Annotated in this window: 25 protein-coding genes and 1 tRNA gene; 4 read left to right on the top strand and 22 right to left on the bottom strand. The window is 69.9% G+C overall.

Features of this window, described 5'->3' with window-relative positions; genetic code table 11:
- Positions 1-2 precede the first annotated feature (2 nt).
- The 15 genes from B4V06_RS01415 to B4V06_RS01345 all read right to left on the bottom strand — a co-directional run bounded on the left by B4V06_RS01415 (position 3) and on the right by B4V06_RS01345 (position 9,736).
- A complete protein-coding gene (locus B4V06_RS01415; protein WP_094521931.1) occupies positions 3-401 on the bottom strand; it encodes a 50S ribosomal protein L14 in 399 nt (132 codons plus the stop codon).
- A complete protein-coding gene (locus B4V06_RS01410; RefSeq protein WP_123113267.1) occupies positions 401-745 on the bottom strand; it encodes a 30S ribosomal protein S17 in 345 nt (114 codons plus the stop codon). The genes B4V06_RS01415 and B4V06_RS01410 overlap by 1 nt, the downstream gene beginning before the upstream one ends.
- A complete protein-coding gene (locus B4V06_RS01405) occupies positions 736-1,194 on the bottom strand; it encodes a ribonuclease P protein component 1 (RefSeq protein ID WP_123113268.1) in 459 nt (152 codons plus the stop codon). Before B4V06_RS01405 ends, B4V06_RS01410 begins: the two co-directional genes overlap by 10 nt.
- Positions 1,195-1,196: 2 nt before the next feature.
- Positions 1,197-1,409: a 50S ribosomal protein L29 gene (rpmC, locus tag B4V06_RS01400; RefSeq protein ID WP_094521928.1), complete on the bottom strand. Its 213-nt coding sequence runs from the start codon at positions 1,407-1,409 to the stop codon at positions 1,197-1,199.
- Positions 1,409-2,341: a 30S ribosomal protein S3 gene (locus tag B4V06_RS01395; RefSeq protein ID WP_123113269.1), complete on the bottom strand. Its 933-nt coding sequence runs from the start codon at positions 2,339-2,341 to the stop codon at positions 1,409-1,411. Before B4V06_RS01395 ends, rpmC begins: the two co-directional genes overlap by 1 nt.
- Positions 2,341-2,805, bottom strand: a complete 465-nt coding sequence (locus B4V06_RS01390; RefSeq protein WP_094521926.1) for a 50S ribosomal protein L22 — start codon at positions 2,803-2,805, stop codon at positions 2,341-2,343. The genes B4V06_RS01395 and B4V06_RS01390 overlap by 1 nt, the downstream gene beginning before the upstream one ends.
- A 3-nt stretch (positions 2,806-2,808) precedes the next feature.
- A complete protein-coding gene (locus B4V06_RS01385) occupies positions 2,809-3,234 on the bottom strand; it encodes a 30S ribosomal protein S19 (RefSeq protein WP_123113270.1) in 426 nt (141 codons plus the stop codon).
- Complete coding sequence (locus B4V06_RS01380) at positions 3,231-3,953, bottom strand: 50S ribosomal protein L2 (RefSeq protein WP_123113271.1); 723 nt, start codon at positions 3,951-3,953, stop codon at positions 3,231-3,233. Before B4V06_RS01380 ends, B4V06_RS01385 begins: the two co-directional genes overlap by 4 nt.
- A gap of 1 nt (position 3,954) precedes the next feature.
- Entirely contained in the window at positions 3,955-4,209 is a 255-nt protein-coding gene (locus B4V06_RS01375; RefSeq protein ID WP_094521924.1) for a 50S ribosomal protein L23, read from the bottom strand.
- Entirely contained in the window at positions 4,206-4,952 is a 747-nt protein-coding gene (rpl4p, locus tag B4V06_RS01370) for a 50S ribosomal protein L4 (protein WP_094521923.1), read from the bottom strand. The genes B4V06_RS01375 and rpl4p overlap by 4 nt, the downstream gene beginning before the upstream one ends.
- A gap of 3 nt (positions 4,953-4,955) precedes the next feature.
- Positions 4,956-5,972 (bottom strand): 50S ribosomal protein L3, encoded by a 1,017-nt coding sequence (locus B4V06_RS01365; protein ID WP_123113273.1) that lies wholly within the window; start codon positions 5,970-5,972, stop codon positions 4,956-4,958.
- A 4-nt stretch (positions 5,973-5,976) separates the two neighbouring features.
- Positions 5,977-6,843 carry a putative RNA uridine N3 methyltransferase gene (locus B4V06_RS01360; protein ID WP_123114877.1) on the bottom strand — a complete coding sequence of 289 codons (867 nt, stop codon included), beginning with the start codon at positions 6,841-6,843 and terminating at the stop codon, positions 5,977-5,979.
- A gap of 188 nt (positions 6,844-7,031) precedes the next feature.
- On the bottom strand, positions 7,032-7,976 hold the full coding sequence (locus B4V06_RS01355) for an ArsR/SmtB family transcription factor (protein WP_498166939.1): 945 nt from the start codon (positions 7,974-7,976) through the stop codon (positions 7,032-7,034).
- 103 nt (positions 7,977-8,079) lie between these two features.
- Positions 8,080-8,358 (bottom strand): hypothetical protein, encoded by a 279-nt coding sequence (locus tag B4V06_RS01350; protein ID WP_498166936.1) that lies wholly within the window; start codon positions 8,356-8,358, stop codon positions 8,080-8,082.
- A gap of 100 nt (positions 8,359-8,458) precedes the next feature.
- Entirely contained in the window at positions 8,459-9,736 is a 1,278-nt protein-coding gene (locus tag B4V06_RS01345; protein ID WP_498166934.1) for a PQQ-dependent sugar dehydrogenase, read from the bottom strand.
- A 138-nt stretch (positions 9,737-9,874) separates the two neighbouring features.
- Between B4V06_RS01345 and B4V06_RS01340 the strand changes: the two genes are divergently transcribed.
- Together B4V06_RS01340 and B4V06_RS01335 are read left to right on the top strand one after the other, a co-directional pair.
- A tRNA-Gly gene (locus tag B4V06_RS01340) sits at positions 9,875-9,945 on the top strand.
- A gap of 714 nt (positions 9,946-10,659) precedes the next feature.
- Positions 10,660-11,496 (top strand): aldo/keto reductase, encoded by an 837-nt coding sequence (locus tag B4V06_RS01335; RefSeq protein WP_123113277.1) that lies wholly within the window; start codon positions 10,660-10,662, stop codon positions 11,494-11,496.
- 33 nt (positions 11,497-11,529) lie between these two features.
- Here the strand turns inward: B4V06_RS01335 and gfo6 are convergent, their stop codons facing one another.
- Both gfo6 and B4V06_RS01325 read right to left on the bottom strand, forming a co-directional pair.
- Positions 11,530-12,630, bottom strand: coding sequence for a D-xylose 1-dehydrogenase Gfo6 (gene gfo6, locus B4V06_RS01330; RefSeq protein ID WP_498166931.1), 1,101 nt, complete (start codon positions 12,628-12,630; stop codon positions 11,530-11,532).
- Between the two features lie 115 nt (positions 12,631-12,745).
- The gene (locus B4V06_RS01325) at positions 12,746-13,273 is read right to left on the bottom strand and encodes a redoxin domain-containing protein (RefSeq protein WP_498166929.1); all 528 of its coding nucleotides are present in this window, start codon (positions 13,271-13,273) and stop codon (positions 12,746-12,748) included.
- Between the two features lie 160 nt (positions 13,274-13,433).
- On the opposite strand from B4V06_RS01325, the gene B4V06_RS01320 reads away from it, so the two are divergent.
- Positions 13,434-13,982 (top strand): DedA family protein, encoded by a 549-nt coding sequence (locus B4V06_RS01320; protein ID WP_123113280.1) that lies wholly within the window; start codon positions 13,434-13,436, stop codon positions 13,980-13,982.
- Positions 13,983-14,021: 39 nt separating this feature from the next.
- On the opposite strand, the gene B4V06_RS01315 is transcribed toward B4V06_RS01320, so the two are convergent.
- From B4V06_RS01315 to B4V06_RS01305, 3 genes are all read right to left on the bottom strand, one after another.
- On the bottom strand, positions 14,022-15,839 hold the full coding sequence (locus B4V06_RS01315) for an acyl-CoA carboxylase subunit beta (protein ID WP_123113281.1): 1,818 nt from the start codon (positions 15,837-15,839) through the stop codon (positions 14,022-14,024).
- Between the two features lie 103 nt (positions 15,840-15,942).
- Positions 15,943-16,854, bottom strand: a complete 912-nt coding sequence (locus B4V06_RS01310) for a class 1 fructose-bisphosphatase (RefSeq protein WP_498166926.1) — start codon at positions 16,852-16,854, stop codon at positions 15,943-15,945.
- On the bottom strand, positions 16,854-17,657 hold the full coding sequence (locus B4V06_RS01305) for a class I fructose-bisphosphate aldolase (RefSeq protein WP_123113283.1): 804 nt from the start codon (positions 17,655-17,657) through the stop codon (positions 16,854-16,856). The genes B4V06_RS01310 and B4V06_RS01305 overlap by 1 nt, the downstream gene beginning before the upstream one ends.
- Before the next feature lie 233 nt (positions 17,658-17,890).
- On the opposite strand from B4V06_RS01305, the gene B4V06_RS01300 reads away from it, so the two are divergent.
- Positions 17,891-18,751 carry a 3-hydroxyacyl-CoA dehydrogenase family protein gene (locus B4V06_RS01300; RefSeq protein ID WP_498166923.1) on the top strand — a complete coding sequence of 287 codons (861 nt, stop codon included), beginning with the start codon at positions 17,891-17,893 and terminating at the stop codon, positions 18,749-18,751.
- Between the two features lie 49 nt (positions 18,752-18,800).
- On the opposite strand, the gene B4V06_RS01295 is transcribed toward B4V06_RS01300, so the two are convergent.
- Positions 18,801-19,475: a phosphate ABC transporter permease gene (locus B4V06_RS01295; RefSeq protein ID WP_498166920.1), complete on the bottom strand. Its 675-nt coding sequence runs from the start codon at positions 19,473-19,475 to the stop codon at positions 18,801-18,803.
- A gap of 85 nt (positions 19,476-19,560) precedes the next feature.
- Positions 19,561-19,839 carry a zinc ribbon domain-containing protein gene (locus B4V06_RS01290; protein ID WP_123113286.1) on the bottom strand — a complete coding sequence of 93 codons (279 nt, stop codon included), beginning with the start codon at positions 19,837-19,839 and terminating at the stop codon, positions 19,561-19,563.
- Between the last annotated feature and the right edge of the window lie 301 nt (positions 19,840-20,140).

Genomic DNA, 20,140 nt, shown 5'->3' with positions numbered 1-20,140 from the left:
GATTAGACGATCATCGTCGCGGTCGAGGCGATGCTCCCGAATCGTTCGGCGACCTCGCGGGCGACGGGGCCCTTGATCTCGGTGCCCCGCGGCTCCTCGAGGTCGTCGATGATGACGGCCGCGTTGTCCTCGAACTTCACGCGGGTCCCGCTCGGACGGCGGATCGGCTTGCGCTGGCGGACGACGACCGCCTCCAGCACCTGCCGCCGCATCTCCGGGGTCCCCTTGGTGACCGAGACGGTCACCTTGTCGCCGATACCTGCCTTCGGGTGGCGGTTCTTCGTGCCGGAGTAGCCGGCGACGGAGATCACCTTCAGCTCACGGGCGCCGGTGTTGTCGGCGCACGTGATGAGCGAGCCCTTCGAGAGGCCCTGCGTGACGTCGGCCTTGAGCGCCTCCATCACTGATCACCCGACAGGTTCTCGACGACGACGTGGGACTTCGTCTTCGAGAGCGGTCGCGTCTCCGCGATCGTCACTTCGTCACCGACTTCGAGCGAGTCGAGCACGCCCGGCACGTGAGCCGGGATGCGCGAGCGACGCTTCATGTACCGGTCGTATTTCGGTACGAACACGTCGTATTCTCGCTCGACGATGACGGTCTTTTCCATATCCGTCGACACGACCGTTCCCTCACGGGTCTGGCCGCGGACGGAGAGCTGCCCGTAGAACGGGCACTTCTCGTAGTCGTAATCCTCCGGGTTGTCTGGCTCCGGAGGCGTGGGTACGTCGATTCCTATCGCCATTGTGTGACACCTCGTTCGGTGCGTTCGGCGGGTCGATGCCGCAACCGATCGCCATCCACCGTTACGTAGACCGCGTCTTTGCACTCGCCGCGGTGGCTCGCCGGACCCGCGCCGTCACCGGTGACGACGCTTGTGGACCCGGACGGGCCAGACTGACGGGGGCGGACCCCCGTAGTATCCGACCCGAGTTGGGACGCGGACCCCGACGACTGCGCGTCGCCGGCGGCTTCATCTGTGCGGACGGTCGGGACATCGACGACCGCGAACTCCAACGTCGCGCCCGACTTGGGCACGCGTTTGTCCCCCGACGGCGTTCGGACCACGAGGGTACCGAACGTCTCGGACAGCACGCGGCCGGCGATGCCCACGTGGGCGTCGCTGGCGGCGTCGGCCACCCGAACCGGGAGGCCGACGAGTTCGTGCCGAACGAGTGTGTCGGGGGATATCATCGTTATTCGTCGTCGAAGTCGCCTTCTTCCTGCTGGATCGTCTTGATCCGCGCGATCGTCTTCTTCAGCTCCTTCACGCGGCCCGGGCTCTCCGGCATGCCGCCGGCGGCGCGCTGCGCCTTGGAGTTGAGCAGCTCGGTCTCGAGCTCCTCGAGCTCCACCTGCCGCTCGGCCGCCGTCATGTCGCGGATCTCGTCGGTGTACAGGATCGCCATTATTCGTCCTCCTCCTCGTCGTCTGCGGCTTCCATCTCCGCGACGAGATCGGCCGCCTCGGACTCGATGTCCTCGTCGAGCTCGTCGATGTCGTCCGCGTCGGCGTCGCCGACCGGTTCCTCGGCGGCGACGTCAGTCGCCTCCGTGGCCGTCTCCTGCGTCTCCTCGACGACCTCCTCGACGACCTCCTCGTCGATGACGTCGGTGGGGTCCTCGTCGGGCACCTCGACGTCCTCGTCGTCGCCGACGTCCGGCACCTCCTCGGGCTCCTCCTCGAGGAGCGCCTCGACGCCCTCGTCGTCGCCCGCGGCGGCCTGCTCGACCTCCGGGACCTCGGCGTCCTCGCGGATGTCGAAGTCGTCCGGGAGCTCCGCGCCCGGCGGGATGATCTTCACGTTGACGCCGATCGTCCCGAGCTTCATCACCGCGACGCCCTGGCCGTGGTCGACGACCTCCTCGGCGGGCTCGCCGTTGTGCTTGATGTAGCCGCGGTTGAACTTCTCGACGCGCGAACGCGCGCCGGTGACCTTTCCGGAGAGGACGATCTCGGCGCCTAACGCGCCGGCGTCCATGATCCGGTCGATCGTCGTGTGACCGGCCTTCCGGAAGTACCAGCCGCGTTCGAGGGCGTTCGCGAGACGGTCCGCGACGATCTGGGCGTTCAGGTCGGGCTCGTCGACCTCCTGAACGTCGATCTGCGGGTCGTCCATGTCGAAGCGGTCCTCGAGCTCGGTGGTGATCTTGCGGATGTTCTTCCCGCCCTTCCCGATCACCATGCCGGGCTTCTCGGCCTTCAGGACGATCTGCGTGCCCATCGGCGTCTTGGCGACGTCCATGCCGCCGTAGCCGGCTCGGCCGAGCTCGTCCGCGAAGAACTCGTTGATCTGTGAACGGCGCAGGCCGTCCTCGATGAATTGGTGTTCGTCAGCCATTATTCGTCGGCCTCCGGGTCTTCGATGATGAGTTCGACGTCGGCGAGGGTGGTGTTCCACTGGGTGGCGCCCGCGGCTCGCGGGTTCCGCCCGGGTCGCTCACCGACCTTGTGGGGGGCGACGTGTTTGATAACCATCTCGTCGCCGTCGAACCCCTGTTCGGTCGCGTTGTTCTTGACGTTCTCTAAGAGCTTGAGGAAGTCCTTGGCGGCCTTCTCGGGGTAGCGTCCCGCGTCCCAGCCGTCGATGTCGGAGCGGTGGCCCGCGCCGGCGTTGTGCTGGCGCATCGGGACCGACGTCTCCTCGTCGATGACTTCCTGGAGGAACTCCTCGGCGTCGGCGACGGTCTCGCCTTTGATCTCCCGGGAGATCTCCTTGCTGTCCTTCACGCTGATGGGCCGGTCGCGGAGCATCCCCTTGGCGGTGGTCTCCGGGTCGGCCTCGACGCTGTAGTTGATTCCCATGGGTTACTTGAGGGGCACGAACTTCGAGGACCGGGTCGCGCCGATGCCGGCCTGACCGTGTTCGACGGTGCTTCGCGTGAGGTGGAACTCGCCCAGGTAGTGTCCGATCATCTGGGGTTCGACCTGCACGCGCTCGAAGCTGTGTCCGTTGTACACGGAGAAGGTGACGCCGACGAACTCCGGAAGGATCGGCATGTCGCGCAGATGCGTCCGGATCGGATCGTCCGCCGTCGTCTCCTTGTCGCGGCTCCGCACCGTCTCCAGCAGCTTCTGCTGTTCGGTGCCGAGGCCGCGAACGATACTTCGCCGCTGGCGTGCGGGGAGCAGTTCCGCGACGTCTTCGACGTCCATCTCCTGCAGCTCGTCGAGCGAGTGACCGCGGTAGGCGAACTCCTTGCCCTCGCGGCCGGTTCGGTAGTTGGAACTCATTTGTTGCCACCTCGTCCGGTGCGCTTGGATGCGATGTCACCCACCTTCCGTCCCGGCGGGGCGTCCCGCGAGACGGACTTCGGCTGACCGGGGTGTTGGCGACCGCCCCCGCCGAAGGGGTGGTCGACGGCGTTCATCGCGACGCCGCGGACGCGCGGGTATTTGGTCCCGCGCGCCTTCATCTTGTGGTGCTTGTTACCGGCCTTGACGAAGGGCTTCTCCGTCCGGCCGCCGCCCGCGACCACGCCGATCGTGGCGCGGCACTGCGGGTCGAGCCGCTTCACTTCCCCGCTGGGGAGCTGAACGACCGCGACGTCGCGGTCGTGGGTGAGAAGCGTCGCCGACACGCCGGAGGCGCGCGCGAACTTCCCGCCGTCCCCGTGGTTGCTCTCGACGTTACAGACCGGCACGCCCTCGGGGATCTCGGCCAGCGGGAGCGTGTTCCCGGGCTTGATCTCCGCGCTCACGCCGACCTGGATCGTCTCGCCCACGCGCACGCCTTCCGGCGCGAGCACGAGCCGACGGTCGTCGTCCTCGAACTCGATCTCCGCGAGCGGAGCCGAGCGGGCGGGGTCGTGTTCGATCCCGACGATCTCGCCGGTGATCGTGTCCACGTCCTCGAGCTTCTTGTGCGACAGTTCCGCCTTGTAGCGGTGGGAGGGGGCCCGGAACGTCGGGCCGCCGCGTCCACGCCGCTGTCCTTGAATTCGTCGTCCCATATCAGAACACCCCGATGCGCGAGGCGATTTCGGTCGCGTCGTCGTCCTCGGAGAGCGTGACCGTCGCCTTCTTTTTGCCCTTCGAGGTCACCTGCGTGTTCACGTCGGTGACGGTGACGTCGTAGCGGTCCTGGACCTCCTCGCGGACCTCGGGCTTCGTCGCGTCGATGTCGACGAGGAACAGCAGCTTGTTCTTGAAGTCCATCTCGTTCATCGCCTGCTCGGTGACGAGCGGGTGCTCGATGATGGAGTTCATCGGTCTGCCACCTCCTCGATCGCGCTCTCGGTCCACAGCGTGAGTCGCCCCGGGTGTCCGCCGGGAGCGAGGTCCTCAGCGTTGACCTCGCCCGCGGTCGCGACGTCGACGCCCGAGAGGTTCCGGGCGGCGCGGGACGGCTCCTCGCTGGTGACGACGAGGACGGACTTGGGCTGGCTGTACTTGCGACCGCGGGTCTTCCCGCGGCCGGACCGCACGGAGCGGCCCTCCTCGGCGCGCTCGATGTCGGCGTCGGCGCCGACGGCCTCCAGCACGCCCAGGGCCTCCTGGGTCTTCTGGAGGTCCTCGAACTCGTCCGAGACGACGAGCGGGAGCGCCAGGTCGTCGTCGAACGCGTGACCGCGCTCGGCGACGAGCTCGGCGTCCGTGGTGGCCGCGACGGCCGACCGGATCGCGAGCTGGCGCTCCTTGTCGTTCAGTTTCTTCGTCTGGTCCTTCTCGGCCTTCGGCGGGTGCGCGGCGCGGCCCGAGACGGCGCTCGGGACGCGGCGGGCGACGTTCTCGGAGCGCGGGATGTGCGCGAGCCCGCGCCCGGAGCCGAACGACTCCGCGGGGGTTCGCAGCCCGGCGAACTCGTCGGCACCGTAGGCCTGCTTCCGGTTAGCCTGTGCGGCGGAGACCGCCCGACCGATGAGGTCCGGTCGGAACGCGGTCTCGAAGATCGCCGGCAGCTCGACGCTGCCCGCGTCCCCGCCGTCCAGGTCGTGTACTGTTGCGTTCATGTATTATCCCTGGTTGGATGCGGTGGATACGTACCGGACCTCGGGGTCGAGGCGCGGCTGGTCGTTCGGCCGGATGGCCGGGCGGAATCGCAGCAGGCGCTGGTCCGGTCCGGGCAGCGAGCCCTTGATGAGCGCGTACTCGCCGTCGACCTCGCCGTAGTTGACGAAGCCGCCGTCGACGCTGGCGTCGTCGCCCTCGCCGAAGTCGATGAGGCGCTTGTTGAGCTCGGTGCGCTGGTGGTAGCCGGTCTGCCCCTGCTGGGGCACGGTGGAGCGCACGCGGGAGGGGTTCCACGGACCGAGGTTGCCGATCCGGCGCCGCCATCCCTGGCGGGCGTGTTTGCCCTTCCGCTTCTGGACGCCCCAGCGCTTGACGGGGCCCTGGGTCCCCTTCCCCTTCGTGATGCCCGAGACGTCGGTGTACTGACCGGCGCGGAAGACGTCGCCGAACTCGTGGGCGCCGCCCTCCCCGACCAGGTCGAGCCCGAACTCGACGCGCTCCTCGAGGGAGCCGCCGCCGACTCGGGTCTCCATGACGTCGGGCTTCTTTTTGGGGATGTTCGCGAGCTCCGAGGGGACGGTGTGAGTGATGACGCGGACGTCGTCGACGACGTCGTCGTCGAGCAACGCGCGCAGCTCTTCTGCGTCTTCCTCGAAGGTGTCTTCCGCCGGGAGGTCAAGGGCGCGGTCGAGCTCCTCGTGGAACTCGGTCGCCCAGACCTCTTCGACCGGCTTCTTTCCGTACGCCGTCTGTTCGTAGGCGCGCAGGGCCACCGCGTACATCGGCGGCGTCTCGACGACGGTGACGGGAACGGACGTTTCCATCCCCTCACGCGGCGAGTTGGCCTCGTCGTTGACCATAACGACGTGCGTCATTCCGGCCTTGTAGCCGGCGAATCCCTGCAGCGCGGGGGCTCCGTCGTCGTCGGGCCACGAGCGAATGCGCGGGACCTCGCGGTCTGCGCGGGTACGCGGGCCGTAGCCCAGCGAGCCTTTTCGTGGTCGGCTTGGTTGTGGCATGTGTTTACTCCGTGAGTGTGAGCGAGCCGAGAGTCACGAACAGAGCCTCCTCCGTCCGGACGACCTCGCTCGCCTGTGCCGGGATCGTGTTCAGCCAGAGGTCGAACCCCGGATCGGGTTCGACCGAGCGGCCGTCGGCAACGGCCGCCCGAATGCCGTCGGGCGAAAGCCCGAGCATCTCCGGAAGCCCTCGCTCGGGCGCGCCGAAGGCGACGGTGTAGCCGCCGGCCTCCCGCGCGTCCGAGACGATGCCGCCGAGCCGCGAGACGGAGAGTTCCTCCCCGTGTCGCGACGTCGCGACGGCCAGTCCGTCGCCGGCGAGCGCTTCCGACAGGTCCGCTTCCACGACCTGGAAACCGTCCTCCGGCTTCCCGGTGATGCGGGCGCGGACCGGTTCTCTCGAAGAGACCCTGATGGTGACGCGCTCCCCCTGCTCGACCTCCATTCCGGAGGGCACGAGCAGGGAGATCGGGTGTTCCCGCAGCGGGGAATTGACCCGGACGCGGCCTTCAGGTCCGACCTCGGTCACGAGTCCCTGTGTTTTCGACTCTTCCCCGTCTGGGGTCGAGCCGGTCCGCCACGGCACGCGGAGCGGCGGGAGCACGCCGGCGTACCGGAGCTCGTCGCGCTCCCCCCAGAGGTCCTTGCGGAGCCCCGGAGGGGTCGCGGCGTACCCCAGCACGGTCCGAACGTACTCGCCGCCCCGTCGCCGCTCGCCTTCCCCGTCTGGGAAGACGACCAGTCGATCCGCCCGGAACACCGCCGCCGCACGGGCGACGTAGCCGAGTTTGCGAGTCGCCTCGCGATCGTCCTCGGCCTCCCGGACGACCGAAGACGGAACACAGATCGTGAGTCCGTCTTCGGTACGCATCGTGGCGAGACTGTACCCCTCGATTTCGGACGGCACCGTAAAAGGATAGCGGTCCCGTTTCCGGGCTGTGGGGCGTTCACACGGGGTCTGGCGGGGGATTCGGCCCGCGAATCGAGAGAGTCGGTCACACGGAGCGGGCCGCGGCGGCCGCCGGGAACGCGACCGCCGGCAGCGACGACGGCGACGATCTACGACGACACGTCGACGATCTCGCCGTTCTCGTCGACGCGAAGCGCGAGTTCGTCGCCGTCGAGGGAGAACGTGAGCGTCACGCGGAGGGGGTCCATCGATCCGATCGCCTCGTCGTATTCGCTGAAAAAGCGGTCGAACAGGCGGACCGACCGCGGCGCGAGCGGATCGACGTCGTGGTCGAGCATGAATCCCAACAGCGCGGGCGACGACAGGAGCCCGAGGGCCGCGGCGCTCCCGACGTGGTAGGGGCAGTTCGTGCACGAGGCCCGGAACACAACCGCGAAGCTGGACCGGCAGTTCGAGCAGGTCCCGTCGTCCTCGTGGTCGGGACAGGCGTCCAGTTCGGTCTCGACGGTCGCCGCGCACCGCGGGCAGATGCCGGTTCCGACCGCGAGGAGCTCGACGACCGTCCAGGCGTGGGCCGCGCGGAACGCCTCCTCCGCCTCGCGGTTCCGGAGTCCGGCCGGCGGGAACGGAAGCCGCCCGAGGTACCCCGATTCCGGCTCTTCGGCGGCGTCGACGCGACCCGACGACCGCTCCCACCGGTTCTCACAGCCCGGGCAGAACACCTCGATGCTCCCGTCGCGCCACCGGATCTCCAGCCGCCCGTCGCAGGCGGGGCAGCGGTCGTCGATCGACGTGCGTTCGAAGTCGGGGTCGTCGGTGACTGCCCCGGAGCGGATCGCCTCGACGACCCGTCGACCGGGGTGATCGAGCGCGTAGCCGGCCTCGTCTTTCCGGACGAAGTGGCCGCGGAGCTCGCCGAGGTGGTAGTTGAACCGCGACGTGTCCTCGACCGGCAGCCGGTCGTACAGCTCGGAGAAGGCGAGCGGCTCCGCGGCGTCGCCGAGGGCGCGTAGGATCCCCACCCGGACCTCGTCGCCGAGCGCGGCGAACGCCTCGTCCGGCGACAGCCGCCCGTCCGCGTCGTTCGCCGTCATGACGGTCCCGCGTTCGACCGGCCGGCGTATAGGTCCTTGCGTGCGGGTACCCGGACGCTCGGTCGCGGACGGCCGCGGGCGAACGCGGCGGCCCGTCGGCGGGTCACGCTTCGAGACAGACGTCGGTCCCGGGCATGCAAACCGGACGCACGTCCCGCTCGCGCGCCGCGCGCCGCAGACGGCCGGCGAGCGGTCTCGCGCCGTAGCGGACCCCGAGGACCGTCGCGCCGACGGCGGCGCTCGCGGTCGGGTACGAGACGGCGACGAGGAGGCCGATCAGGGCCGCGAGCAACAGCGCCGTCGCCGACACGGGCGAGGTCGCGCTCGCGCCGGGGACGGGGTTCGGTTCGCCGCGGGCCAGTCGTTCCGCGTCTGGTCGCATACGAGACCCGTGGGTCGGACGGCACTTAATGATAATCTGAATGATATTTTTGTAACGCTCCCTACGTAAATTCAGTTAAGCGGGCCGCGGGGGCGCGGCGTCAGTCCGGAACGATCCGCGCGACCGGCGCGTCGGCGTCGTCGACGGCGACGTAGAGGTGGCCCGTCGACGGCTCGACCGCGAGCGCCCGGACGCGCCAGCCGCGGTCGGCGAGCAGGGGATCCCGCTCGGTCACGGTAGCGGCGGCGGCGCCCGCGCCCTCGACCGTGAACCGGCCGAGGTACCGCGCCGCGAGCGTGCCGGCGAACAGGTCGCCTCGCCACGCGGGGAACGCGTCGCCGTCGTAGAAGACCGCCCCGCTCGGCGGGAAGCCGCCGGAGCCGCACGGCCAGTAGTGGACCGGGGCGATCACGTCGCCGCGCTCCCGGTGGCTCGGGGCGACGCGCTCGTCGGTGCCGTACCGACACGCCTCGCTCGCGATCGGCCACCCGTAGTTGCCGCCGCGCTCGATCACGTTGATCTCGTCGCCGTCGCGCTCGCCGTGCTCGCACTGCCAGACCGCCCCCGTCTCGGAGCGGACGGCCATCGCCTGCGGGTTCCGGTGGCCGTAGCTGTAGATCGCGTCCGCCGCGTCCGGCTCGTCGACGAACGGGTTGTCCGGGTGCGCGTCGCCGTCGGGCGTCAGCCGGAGCGTCGATCCGAGCTCGTTCGAGAGGTCCTGCGAGACGTGCTCGGCGTCGAAGTCAGTGTCGCGCCGGTCGCCGACGGTGACAAACAGCGCCCCGTCGGGCCCGAACGTCGCCCGCGACCCGAAGTGCAGGTCCGTGTCGCGGAACGGCTCGGCGACGCGGATCGCCTCGAACCCCGAGAGCGCCGGGGCGTCCGTGTCGAGGCGGCCGGCGCCGACGTGGGTCGTCGCGCCGCTCCCGTCGGCAGGAGAGTCCTCCGCGGCCGCCGAGTACGTGAGGTACACGCGGCGGTCGTCCGGGTAGTCGGGGTGGACAGTGACGTCGAGCAGCCCGCCTTGGCCCTCCGCGAACACGTCGGGCGCGCCCGCGATCGACTCGATGGCTCCCGATCCGGGGTCGACGAGCGAGAGCCGGCCGGGCCGCTCGGTGACGAGGAGGCGCCCGTCGCCGGGGAGGAAGGCGAGCCCCCACGGGTTCTCGAACCCCTCCGCGACGCGCTCGACCGCGTACTCGACGTCGTCGCCGTCGTCCGGCGGGGCGTCGTCGCCGTCGCTTCCGGTGCCGCCGTCGCCGTTCGCGCCGTCGGCACCGCCGCCGCCGAGACAGCCGGCGGTCGAGAGGACGGCGAGCCCGCCGGTCGCTCGGAGGACGCTGCGTCTGTCGGCGATGTGGGCGGATCGGCGCGTCATGTGGGTCGTCTCTGTGTGCGTCTTGGTCGGGAGCCCGATGACGCTTCCGGCGGTCGGCGAGCGTCGAGATCCAGTCCCGCCGCCTATCGTTCGGAACCCTTATATCTCCGACTCGGGCTATATGGAAATGCGAAGCACGCACCGGTAGTGTAGTGGTATCACGCAACCTTGCCATGGTTGCAACCCGAGTTCAAATCTCGGCCGGTGCACTCCCTTCGGTCGTGCACCGCCCTGACTCCCCGCTCGCATTGCTCGCGGGGAGTCTCGGCCGGTGCATTTTCTAACTGACTCCGTCAGTTAGCGTTCGCTTCACTCCGCTCAGCGAACTCGCGAACGAAGTGAGAGAGATCACCGAGCGATTTGAACTCAGAAAGACGCAGTCGCTCGCTTATAAACGGTTGGCTGCGGGTCGCCGGAGAACACCTCCAAAGCCCCGGCCGCGAGGACTCGCGCGGCTTGTTGCGCTCCTCGCTCAGTCGCTCGCGCTCCCTCGCTGCGGTGCTTACTGCGCCGTGCTTCGCCCTTCCGAGAGACTTCGTCTCTCGTCTTCCCGCTCGCTCCGCTCGCGAGAATCGCGACTGCCCCTTTGAGTCCCTCCCCCACAACCGCACCGCAGCCTCACACCTCCCCAGCCTCGCCGCGGCCGCCGGTGGCGGGCCGCGGGCTCCCTCGCGCGTGCGACTCGCGCCCACTGGGCGCTCGTCGGCACGCGCCACCGCCTCGTATTTATAAGCGATCGTCGCCGTCGCTCATGGATTTCAAATATCGTATCCTCGTCGACGGCCGCGACACCCACTCTCGCTATCGCTCGCCGCTGTGTCCGTCTTGGCGGCAGCCGTGTCGCGAGGTCTCTTGCCGAGGATTTCAACGGAGCCGTTCCCGGACCGGTAGTTTCAATCGGCGATCCGCCGAACCCGTGGCGTGTGACCGTACCAACGAAGACGCTCCCGAGCGGCGCCGAGCTACCGGGGCTCGGACTGGGCACGTACGACCTCGACGACGACCAGACGGCCGAGAGCGTCCGCGCGGCGCTCGACGCGGGCTACGCGCACATCGACACCGCCGAGGGGTACCACAACGAAGCGGTCATCGGCGACGTCCTCGCCGAGTACGACCGCGACGACGCCTTCCTCACCTCGAAGGTGCTCGCGAAGAACCTCAACTACGAGTCGGTGATCGAGTCGTGCGAGGCGTCGCTCGACCGGCTCGGCACCGACTACCTCGATTTATACCTCGTCCACTGGCCCAACCCGGCCATCTCGCTGCGCGAGACGCTCCGGGCGATGGCGGAGCTCCGCGACCGGGGCCTCGTCCGCGACGTCGGCGTCTCGAACTTCAGCGCCTATCAGCTCAGCTGCGCGCACCACGTCTCGGACGTGCCGATCGCGGTCAACCAGATCGAGTTCCACCCGTACTTCCAGCGGCCCGACCTCGTCGACTACTGCCGCGAGTCCGACACCGTGATCGAGGCGGCGGCGCCGCTCGCGCGGACGGACGTGTTCGGCGACGAGGTCGTCGCCGAGCTCGCCGAGGAGTACGACAGGAGTCCCGCACAGGTCGTGCTACGGTGGGCGGTCGACCGCGGCGTGGTGCCGCTGCCGCGGTCGTCGACGCCGGCCCACGTCCGGGCGAACGCCGACCTCGACTGGGAGCTCGACGACGCCGACCGGCGGCGGCTCGACGAGCGCGACCGCGACGAGCCGGTGTACGACACCCCGGCCCGCGACTGGACGAGCGACGTGTACGGGATCGAGCAGTAGCGGGCCGCGGTCACCGACCGACGCGCCCCGACCTCACGCCGCGTCCCCGTCGAGCGTCACCGGCCGGCCGGTCTCGGCCGACTCGTAAATCCCGTCGAGGGCGCGGGCGTCCGCGAGGGCGTGTTCGCCGTCCGGGTGGAACGGCTCGCCCGCCAGCAGCTGGTGGCCGAAGTACGCGAACTCCTCTTCGATCTGGTGGACCTGGTCGAAGTCGACGTCGACGCGGGTCCCGTCGCGAACGACGGCGAACCCGCGGTCCTCTCGCTCGTAGAAGGCCGGGTCTAAGATTAGTCTGGCCTCCGTGCCGGTGACCTCCAGCCGGCTCGCGTGCTGGGCGTTCTGACTCACCGAACACAGCGCGTCGACGCCGCCCGGGAACTCCAGCCGGAACGTGGCGTCCTCGTCGACGTCGGCGAACGCCTCGTGGCGCGTGTGGGTCCGCCCGGAGACGCGGACCGGGTCTTCACCGAGCACGAACCGAGTCGTGTTGAGCGGGTAGACGCCGAGGTCCATGAGCGCGCAGCCGCCGGACAGCTCCGAGTCGAGCCGCCACTGGTCGGCGTCGCCGTCGAGCTCGCCGAGCATCGTCTGCGACATCGCCGCGTGGACGCCGACCACGTCGCCGGCGACGCCGGCGTCGACGAGCTCGCGGAGCCGCCGGACGGCGGGGTCGGTCTGCATCCGGTAGCCGACCATCAGGGGGACGTCGGCGTCGCGACAGGCGGCCACGAGCCGGCGGGCGCGGTCCAGCGTCGCCTCCAGCGGCTTCTCGCAGAGGACCGCCTTGCCCTGCTCCGCGGCGGCCCGGACGTACTCCAGGTGGGTCGCGTTCGGCGTCGCGACGTACACCGCGTCGTACGCGTCGGCGACCGCGCCCGAGCGGAGCGCCTCCGGGGTGACACCGGTCACGTCGCGCTCGGCGGCGACCGCCTCGACCGCCTCGGCGTCGACGTCGGTGACGACGGTCGCCTCGGTGTACGCCGACCGCGCGATCCCGGGCAGCGCCCAGTCCCGGGCGAACCAGCCGAGGCCCACGACCGCGATCCGGACCGGGTCCGTGACGGCCTCCGGGTCGAGCGTCTCCCAGTCTCGGCGCGTGAACTCGTCGAGGTACTCCGCGAAGTCGCCTTCCATACCGGGGAGTCGGCGCGGGGGCGTGAAATAACCCCGGCGACGGCGATCGGTCGGCATCGGTGGCCTGCGACGCGGGCGCGGTCGGCATCGGTGGCCTGCGACGCGGGCGCGGAAGTCACCACGGGCCGTCGTAGTTCACCCGCGGCCGGTCGACGTCGACCCCGAGGTCGCGGAGCTCCGCGGTGGCGTTCTGGACGGGCGAGGGGGCCGGGCGGTCGAGCGCGTCCGTCGTCGCCTCGGCGAACCGAACGGTCCAGTCCCCGGCGATCACGACCGTCGCGCGGCGCGGGATCCGCGAGTGCCCCTCCCACGACTCCGCGACCAGGTCGTACGAGTCGGCGACCCCGCCGTGGAAGTCGGAGACGACGGGGAAGGGGAGGTCGAACCGATCGGCGTACGCGAACCCCGAGTACAGCGAGTCGCCGGTGAGCGCGGCGACGACGAGGTCGTCGCGCTCGTGCCAGCCCGCGTCCCGCACCGCGGCGAACTCGGCCGTGCAGGTCGGGACGAAGTTCGCGGGAGCGAAACAGAGCGCGACCGCCGCGTGGCCGTCGACGAGCCGGAACAGCTCCAGCTCCGCGGCCGTCCCGCCCGTGACCGCGGGGGCGATGAAGTCCGGCGCCTTGCGGCCGACGTCTATCACGGGTGACACGTACGGACGCGACTGATAAATACCCACCCCTGAGCTCTCGATGGCTATCCGGGATGAAGAGGTGTCAGATAAGGCGATTAAATATCGGTATGGCCACTGAGAGCATCGCTCACGGTGTAAGAGCTTTACGTGTGCCCGGCGGACGTGAGGCGTGTTCAGCGCCCACGCCGCGACCGCGCTCGCCCTCGTCGAGGGCTACGGGGCCGTCGCGGTCTTCGCCGTGTTCGCGCTCGAGGGCGCCCTCGTCGGGAAAGTGCTGCCGGCGCGGACGCTGTTCGTCGCCGCGGTGGTCGCAGTCGGCGTCGAGGCGGTCGCGGTCCTGCCGGTGTTCGCCGCGGCGGTGATCGGCGCGACCGTCGGCCAGTCGGTCGTCTTCGCGGCCGTCCGGCGGTTCGACGTGGACCCCACGTCGCTCCCCCTCGTCCCGGTCGGCGAGAGGCAGCTCGACGGCGCGGGCCGCTGGTTCGACCGATGGGGGCTCCCCGCGGTGGCGGCCTCGAACGCGGTCCCCGGGACGCGCGGGTGGCTCGCCGTCCCGACCGCGAACGCCTCGTCCGTCTCCGCCCCGCGGTTCGCCGCCGCGTCGCTGGTCGGATCCGCCGCGTACGTCGGCGCGCTGCTGGCGGTCGGGATCGGAGTGGCGCTCGGCGTCGGGAGCGCGACCGAGCTCCTCGGCGCCGAGTGGGTCGCGGCTTTATAAGGGCAGACCGCCGGCGCGTCGGCGCTTCGTGCGCTCCGCTCAGAGAACCGTTCCGTGTTTCTTGTCCGGCAGGTCCTTCTCCACGTCCTCGTAGAACGCGAACCGCGCCGCGAGCTCCTCGCGGAGGGTCGAGGGAGCCACGATCTCGTCGATGACGACCTCGCTCGCCATCCGGTGGATGTCGATGTCCTCGCGGTACTCCTCGCGGAGCCGCGCCTCGGTCTCGGCGCGCTCCTCGGGATCGTCGATCTCGGCGAGCTTCCGGGCGTAGACGGCGTTGATCGCGGCCTCGGGACCCATGATACCGATCTCGCCCGAGGGGAGGCCGATGACGCTCTCCGGGTCGTAGGCGGGCCCGCCCATCGCGTAGATCCCCGCGCCGTACGCCTTCCGAGTGACGACGGTCTGTTTGGGGACCGTCGCGGAGGAGGTGGCGTAGATCATCTTCTTCCCCTTCTCTAAGATCGCGTCCTGCTCGACCTGCGACCCGGCCATGAACCCCGGCGTGTCACAGAGGTACAGCAGGGGGACCTCGTAGGCGTCGCAGGTCCAGATGAACTCCGCGGCCTTCTCCGCCGCGTCCGGGAAGATAGCGCCGGACCGCTCCGTCGGCTGGTTGGCGACGACGCCGACGGGGCGCCCGTCGATCCGGCAGAACGCCGTGACGATCTCCGGGCCGTACCCCTCCTTCAGCTCGAAGACGGACTCCGCGTCGGCGACCCGGTCGAGCAGGTCGCGGACGTCGTACGGGCGGTTCGGCGACTCGGGGATCAGCTCGTCGATCCCCTCGGGCGAGTATTTGGGGGGTTTCGTCTCGCGTTGCGGGGGTTTCTCCCCGGCCCGATCGGGGAGGTAGCCGATGAGGTCGGCGACGAGCTCGCGGGCGTGCTCCTCGTCGCGGGCGACGAGGTCCGCCGAGCCGGACTCCTCGGCGTGGACGCGCGGGCCGCCCAGGTCCGCCATCTCGATCTCCTCGCCGGTGACCATCTTCACCATCCGCGGCGAGGCGATCGCCATCGCGGACATCCCCTCGACCATCACCGTGAAGTCGGCGAAGACGGGCGTGTACGCCGCGCCGGCGATACAGGGGCCGTACAGCACGCAGATCTGTGGCACCGCGCCCGACAGCATCGAGTGGTTGTAGTAGTACTTCCCGATCCCCTCGCGGTTGGCGAAGAAGCCGCTCTGCTGGTCGATCCGCCCGCCCGAGGAGTCCATCAGGTAGAGCACGGGCTTGCCCGTCTTCAGGGCGCGCTGCTGCATCCGAAGGAACTTCTCGACGCCCTTCGCGGCCATCGACCCCGCCTTCACCGTGAAGTCGTTGGCCATGAAGTGGACGTCGCGCCCCTCGAACTCCGCGGCGCCGGTGAGCAGGCCGTCGCCGGGGAGGCGGTCGCCGGAGTCGGACCCGTCCCCCTCGTCGTCGGCGTCGCGGTTCGGCGCGTTCGGGTGCCAGTCGTCGAACGCGGCGAACTTCCCGTCCTCGAAGCGGAGCCCCGCCGGGTCGCCGTCGGTCGCGCTCGCGTCGCCCGCGCCGCGCGTCCCGCCCTCGCCGCCGAACCAGAGGTCGAGCCGGTCGCGGACGAACAGCTTCCCCTGCTCGGGGAGCCGCTCGCGGTACTTCTCGGGGCCGCCCTCCAGGATGTCGTCGATCTCGGCCCGGAGGTCGCGCTCACGGTCGGTGGGGCCGAGGTCGTCGTCGAGGGGGTACGCCGTCTCGGGCGGCTCGGCGCTCGCGGCGGGCTCCGCGGCCTCGCCGACGTGGACGTCGACGTCGACGCCGAGGTGTTCGGCGAGCGACTTCGCGATCGCCTCGGCCTCCTCCGGCGTCGCCGCCGCGCCGACGTGGACTTTCATGGACGCAAGATTTGCGGTAGATCCTAAACAGTTTTCCATGCGGGTTTGCCGGCGTCCCGCGGGTCGGTGTTTAAACAGTAGTTAAAAGGGCGAACCGCGCCGCTCAGTCCAGCGCCGCCTGCAGCCGCTCGACCAGCTCCTCGTTGCCGACGTACAGCGGGACGCGGTCGTGGACGCCCTCGGGCTCGACGTCGAGGATGTCGATCTCCCCGTCGGTGGCGGCCCCGCCGGCCGCTTCGATGATGTACGCGATCGGGTTCGCCTCGAAGGAGAGCCGGAGCTTCCCCTCGGGCGCGTCGACGAGGGCGGGGTACGCGAAGATCCCGCCGTAGGTGAGCACCTGGTTCACGTCGCCGACCATGGCGCCGCCGTACCGGAGCTTCAGCTCGTCCTCGATCTCGCGGGCGTAGTCGGTGAAGTCGTCCGGCCAGTCGGGGACGCGCCCGCCGAAGCCGTAGACGAGGGGGTCGTCGGGGAGCCGCAGGTCGTCCTCGACGACCGAGCGGGAGACAGATCCGCCGTCGTCGCTCGTGACGACCTCCTCGCGGACGCCCGACTCGTCGGCGACGACCATCGTCGTGATCGGGCCGTACAGCACGTACCCGGCCGCGACGAGGTCGCGGCCGGTGGCGGGCAGCGGGGCGTCGTAGACGCCGACCACGGTGCCCATCGCGTTGTTCGACCGGAGGTTCGAGGAGCCGTCGAGGGGGTCGATCGCGACCGCGTAGGCCCCCTCGCCGACCGCGCCGCCGGCGTCGACGGCGGCCTCGCGCTCCTCGCTGACGAACGAGCCGACGCCGTCGATCGCGGTGATCGCCTCGCCGAGCAGCTCGTCCGCGTACAGGTCGCCGGCCAGGACGCTCTCCCCGGAGGGGTTGTCCGTCCCGCTCTCGACGCGGCGCCCGGGGAGCGCGGCGCGGATCTCGGGGGCCGTCGCGGCGACCGCGTCGAACACCGCCTCGACGACCGAGTCCGCGTCGGCGGGGTCGCCGACGTCGGCGTCGGGATCGGTCATCAGTCGTCGCTCTCGGCGATGGTCAGCGCCTCGGCCGGATCGACCTCCTGGAAGATCACGGCCTCGAGCGCGTCGAGGATGCGCTCGGGGTTATCGCGCTGGAAGACGTTTCGGCCGACGGCGATGCCGGTGGCGCCCGCGTCGATGGCGTTCGAGACGTTCCGGAGGAACTCCTTGTCGTCGCGCATCGTCCCGCCGGACATCACGACGTCGGCGGGGCCGGCCATCTCGACGGCGTGGCCCATCGCCTCGGCGGAGCCGGGGTACTTCACCTTCACCACGTCGGCGCCGAGCTCCAAGCCGAGCCGCGCGCCGTACGAGATGACATCCGGGCTCCCGTCGTTGCGGAGCCCCTGTCCGCGGGGGTACGACCACATGACGACGCCCATGTCGTGCTCGCGGGCGCCCTCCTGTGCCTCCCGGAACTCCTCGGCCATCTCGATCTCGTGGTTCGAGCCGCCGTAGACGGTGAACCCGATCGCGTCGGCGCCGAGTCCGGCGGCGTATTCCGCCGTGCAGTTGACCGCGCTGTCCGGCTCGCCCATCCAGAGGTTCGAGGTCCCGTTGAGCTTCAACAGGAGGTTCACCTCGTCCTCGTAGTCGGGGTAGTACGCCTCGGCGAGCCCCTTCTGGACGGCCAGCGCGGTGACCGCCTCGTGGGTGCCGAGCTCGAAGATCCGCTCGGGGTCCGCCGTGTCGGGGTTCGGTTCGAAGTCGACGGGACCGTGCTCGATCCCGTGGTCGTACGCCAGGATCAGCGATTTGCCGTCGCGCTCGATGTCGTCGGCGGCGTGAGGAAGCATCAGTTCGTACTCCCGTTACATCGATAAAAAACACTATGGTCGATCCGGCGGACGTAAAGAAACGGAATCAGCGGTGTCCGCGCGGTTCGCCGCCATTCGTGACGGATCCGGGATGCCATATATTACTACTCAAGTAGTTAATTATCAATCAGTCGTAACGAACGCCCGCCCGGCCTGTCGCCCTCAACCGCGAAGCCGCAATACTTACCATCCGCGGCGCGGCAGCGACCCCCATGCGGGAGCTATCCGACATCGACGTCGTCGGCGTGGTCGGGGCCGGCACGATGGGCAACGGGATCGCGCAGGTCGCCGCGACCGCCGGCTACGAGGTCGTGATGCGCGACATCGAGGACGAGTACGTCGAACGAGGGCTCGACAGCGTCGCGGACAGCCTCGACCGGCTGGCGTCGAAGGACGCGCTCGACGAAGAGCCGGCGGCGATCCGCGACCGGATCGCGGCCACCACCGACCTCGACGATCTCGCCGACGCCGACGTCGTCGTCGAGGCGGCGGTCGAGGAGATGGCCGTGAAACGCGATATCTTCGCCGACCTCGACGACGTGACCGACGACGACGTGGTCCTCGCGACGAACACCTCGACGCTGTCGGTCACGACCATCGCGAGCGCCACGGACCGCGCGAGCGACGTGATCGGCCTCCACTTCATGAACCCGGTGCCGATCATGGACGGCGTCGAGGTCGTCGTCGGGGAGCGAACGGCGGACGCGGTCGTCGAGTTCGCGCACGCCTTCGCCGAGGGGCTCGGCAAGGAGACGTGGGAGGCCGACGACAAGCCCGGCTTCGTCACGAACCGGATCCTGATGCCGTGGATCAACGAGGGCGTCCGCGCCTTCGACGAGGGCGTCGCCGACAAGGCCGACATCGACCGCGGGATGACGCTCGGGACGAACGTCCCGATGGGCCCGTTAGAGCTTGCCGACCACATCGGGCTCGACGTCGTGTTAGACGCCAGCGAGACGCTTCACGCCGAGCTCGGCGACCGTTACAAGCCGGCGTACCTCGTCAAGCGCAAGGTGGCGGCCGGCGACCTCGGGAAGAAGACGGGGCGGGGGTTCTACGAGTACGACGAGTGAGATCGGTACGAGGACGAGGCGGAGGCGAGGCGAGCGCCGGGAGCCCGACTCACGCCCCCTTCGCGTCCCGGTCGTCGTCCGCGGTCCACCGCCGCGCGCCGGGGAGGAAGCCGACCAGCTTCGTCACGTAGCCGAACCGGAACAGCCCCAGCTGCGAGAGCGCGCCGAGGACGAAGACGGCGAGGAACGCCGGCGCGGCGACGTCGAACAGGAGCGGCTCGACCGACGGTCCGGCGGCGGCCGCGTCCAGCGTCGCGGGGGTGATCGACCGCGACGCGAACGCCGCGCCGATGAACGCGGTCGAGACGACGAGCGTCGTCCGGCTCAACACGAACCCGAACAGCGCGCCGACGGCGACGCCCGCGAGCGTCGCGCCGACCAGCAGCAGCGTCCCCTCCATCCCGGCGGCGTCGGCCGCGTACAGCGGGCCGACGGCGAACCGGCCGGCGAAGCCGCCGACCAGGCCGCCGATGGCGACGACGGCGAAGGAGAGTCCGGCGTACGCAAGGAAGCCGCCGATCGCGGCCCCGACGGCCACGCCTGCGGCGGTCAGGACCAGCCCGTCGACCGCGATCAGTCCGGCGAGGCTCGGCGCGGCGAGGTAGCCCGCGCCGCCCCCGACGAGCAGCCCGGTCAGCGTGACGGCGTAGACGGAGACCGCGGCGCCGACGAACGCGAGGAGCAGCCCCGCGACGACGAGTCCGGCGTTGACAGGGGTGAGCATACGTCCGCTTTGTCGCCGGCGACGGTTAAAAGGCGACGGACCGATCGGCGGCGGTGGGGACGGCGGAGTTGCGTCTCTCTCGCGGTCACCGCGCCTGCCGCCCGGCCTGCCGGTCGACATGGCGGGTGTAGCCGCCGACCGCGAGGCCGAAGCCGACGACGAGCAGCAGGAAGCCGAGCAGGCGGCTCGTCCCGACCGTCAGCATCGCGAGGAGCAGCCCGAAGGCGAACGCGAAGACGCCGGCGACGACCACCGCGACGTCCACGAGCGGCGACGGCTGGACCGCCTCGCAGTGGGGGCAGACCCGGGCGTCGCTCGGGATCGGCTCCCGGCAATCGACGCAGTGGACCCGGTCGTTCGGCACGTGGACGAGGTTTGCGAGTCATAAACTTATAAGCGAGTGACTGCTACGCCGGTGATGCTCACCGTGCTCTCTGCTGATCATTTATAAGCAAGCCTCGTTCGATCGGCTCTGAACGCCTCCAACGCCCCAGCCGCTCGTTTATAAGTGGTTGCTGAGAGACCGGCGGTGAACGTTTTCAAAGCCCCAGCCACGAGGGCCGCGCACGCTCGCTGCGCGCTTCAGCATAAATCGAGGTGGAGCCTCCGACCTCAAGGAGCGAGAGCAGCGAGCGAGTAGGTCGGAGAGGAAACCGACAACGGAC

It is taken from the genome of Halorubrum sp. B53 (genome assembly GCF_059752395.1).
The sequence above is the reverse complement of the archived record's forward strand: the minus strand, read 5'-3'. Positions and strand labels throughout refer to the sequence as shown.